We start from the raw sequence: 2,531 nt of genomic DNA, 5'->3' as shown, positions 1-2,531 counted from the left end.
GCCGCCACTGGACAACCTGACGAGCCGGGCGTTCGGGACGGTGATTCACACCACCGCCGCCACTGGACAACCTGACGAGCCGGGCGTTCGGGACGGTGATTCACACAACGGCCGCCACTGGATCCGCGTACAGCACGCTCAGCGCAACCACCACGGCGGCGCTTTCCTGTACCCGCACACCAAATCTCGACGGTGTGATCTCCAGCGGCCAACTCATCGTCGTCGCCGCGTTGAAGGCGGCCTGCACCGGGGCGAGCCCGTCGGGGTGGGCGGAGAAGGCGTCCCCGGCCACCACGATCGAATCGGGGTTGATCACATCGCGAAGCAGCGCCACCGATTCGCCGAGCACCCGGGCCCGTTCGTCGACGATCGGCGACGCCGTCACCGGGATCCCACGCAGTTCGGAGGCGGTGCGGGCGGCGGTGCGCCCGATCACCTGCTGCAGCCGGGCATAACCGCCGGCGATGACGGGTGCGTTGACCGGCAGATGCGCGATTGTGCCGGCGCCGCGGCCGGGTACGTGCACCCGGCCGTCGATGGTGAGCGCCACGCCGGCGGTTTCACGCGCGTAGATGAAAAGTCCCGAGCCACCGTCGACACGGGGGTGGGTGAGCAGCAATTCGGCCGCGGCCATTGCTTCGACGTGTTCGCACACCGACACCGGGACCCCGAGAATGCGGGCCAGAATCGGCCCGATCTCGGCGTGCCGCCAGCCCAGCACCGGGTGGTCGACGACGCCGGTGTCGACGTCGACGGCCCCGCCGATGGCCGCCCCTCCCCAGATCAGCCGCCGCCCGCTGAACCTGTCGGCAAGTTCCTTCAGTTGGGCGCACAGAGCCTCGACGGCCGCCTTCGTCGGGCCCGCCGGGGTGGCGACGGCATGGCTGTAGAGAGTGCGTCCGCCCAGGTCAGCGATGGCGAGCACGCTGCGTCGGGCACCGACGTGGATGCCGGCCACGCACAGCGAGTCGCGGTCTAGGGTCAGCGGATTCTTGGGCCTGCCGATGGCACCGGCATCGCACAGGTCGGGACGTTCGACGATCAGCCCGGATGCGGCGAGGGCGTGCACCTGCCGGTTGACGGTGGCCGCCGACAGCCCCGTGGAGGCCACCAGCTGGTCGCGGGTCACCGGCCCCGACACCCGGATTCCCTGGAGCACGGCCGCCGCGGGAATGGTGGTCAACTGCAGCGTTGCAGGCACGACGGGTGGCGGCATGAGAACGAATCTAGCAGCGGCGCAGTCCTTAAACTGACTTCCATGAGTGTGAACGCAGGGTCAGAATCAGCGGGAATCAAAGTCGGGGCCGATGGCCGCAAGATCGCGGTGGTGACGGGAGCCAGTTCGGGTATCGGGGAGGCGGCGGCCCGGGTGCTGGCCGCGCAGGGCTATCACGTGGTCGTAGGTGCGCGGCGCGTCGACCGGATCACCGCCCTCGCCGACGAAATCGGCGGCACCGGAAGGCAACTCGATGTCACCGACGAGGCGTCGGTCGCCGCCTTCGTCGACGGACTCGACCGGATCGATCTGCTCGTCAACAACGCCGGCGGAGCCAAGGGACTCGCGTCGGTGGCCGAGTCCGACCTCGACGACTGGCGCTGGATGTGGGAGACCAACGTGGTGGGCACGCTGCGGCTGACCAAGGCGCTACTGCCCGGACTGATCGCCTCGGGTGACGGTCTGATCGTGACGGTCACCTCGATCGCCGCGCTCGACGTGTACGACAACGGCGCCGGGTACACCTCCGCCAAACATGCCCAGGGCGTCCTGCATCGCACCCTGCGCTACGAGCTGATCGGAAAACCGGTGCGGCTCACCGAGATCTGCCCCGGTATGGTCGAGACGGAATTCTCGCTGGTGCGTTTCGACGGCGATCAGGAACGCGCCGACGCCACCTACACCGGCCTGACCCCGCTCACCGCCGGCGACGTCGCCGAGGTGATCGGTTTCGCCGCGTCCCGTCCCCCGCACGTCAATCTCGACCAGATCATCCTCAAACCCCGCGATCAGGCGTCGGCCCGCCGGAACATCCGCACGGGGTAGCCGCGACCTCAACCGGCAACGGGGTTCACCTGGGCGCGACGCTGCGCGGGGCGCCGCTGGGTGTGGCCGTGATGGACTGGTCCCGGGCCTGCCCGGTGATCGCCGACATGCTGGTCCACTGATCCCAGCCGAAGATCCAGTCGAAGATGTCGCCGTCGGCCTCCGACAGGTCGATGCGGGTTCCGGTCACCTCGACAGGGTCGCCGTACATCGCCGTCTGAAAGTACTGTTGCGCATTCTCCAGCGACAGATTGATACAGCCATTGGTGACATTCGACGAACCTTGCACCCCAACGGTTTCCGGGTTGGCGTGAATGAATTCTCCATTGTTGGAGATCCGTACCGCCCAGCGTTCGTGGATATTGAAGTATCCGGCGGCCGGATTGGTCATATAGAAATCTTCGTGCATTTCGGACACGACGTGAATCCCGCTGCGGGTGACGTTACGGTCGAGGTCCCCTTCGCCGTAGCTGCACGGCAGCGTCATCAG

3 protein-coding genes are annotated in these 2,531 nt (G+C 67.4%); 1 reads left to right on the top strand and 2 read right to left on the bottom strand.

Features of this window, described 5'->3' with window-relative positions; genetic code table 11:
* Positions 1–100: 100 nt before the first annotated feature.
* A complete protein-coding gene (locus KDB67_RS20965) occupies positions 101–1,216 on the bottom strand; it encodes an ROK family transcriptional regulator (protein ID WP_291020269.1) in 1,116 nt (371 codons plus the stop codon).
* A 42-nt stretch (positions 1,217–1,258) separates the two neighbouring features.
* Here KDB67_RS20965 and KDB67_RS20960 point away from each other — a divergent pair, with 42 nt between their 5' ends.
* Positions 1,259–2,041: an SDR family oxidoreductase gene (locus tag KDB67_RS20960; RefSeq protein ID WP_291020266.1), complete on the top strand. Its 783-nt coding sequence runs from the start codon at positions 1,259–1,261 to the stop codon at positions 2,039–2,041.
* A gap of 25 nt (positions 2,042–2,066) precedes the next feature.
* Here KDB67_RS20960 and KDB67_RS20955 read toward each other — a convergent pair.
* Positions 2,067–2,531 (bottom strand): L,D-transpeptidase (locus tag KDB67_RS20955; protein WP_291020263.1); only part of this gene is annotated, 465 nt, incomplete at its 5' end.

Origin of the sequence: Gordonia sp. (in: high G+C Gram-positive bacteria) (assembly GCF_020438995.1) — a bacterium.
In the GTDB taxonomy this organism is placed as follows: Bacteria; Actinomycetota; Actinomycetes; order Mycobacteriales; family Mycobacteriaceae; genus Gordonia.
Note: the sequence above shows the minus strand (reverse complement) of the source record. Positions and strands in the feature narration are given on the sequence as shown.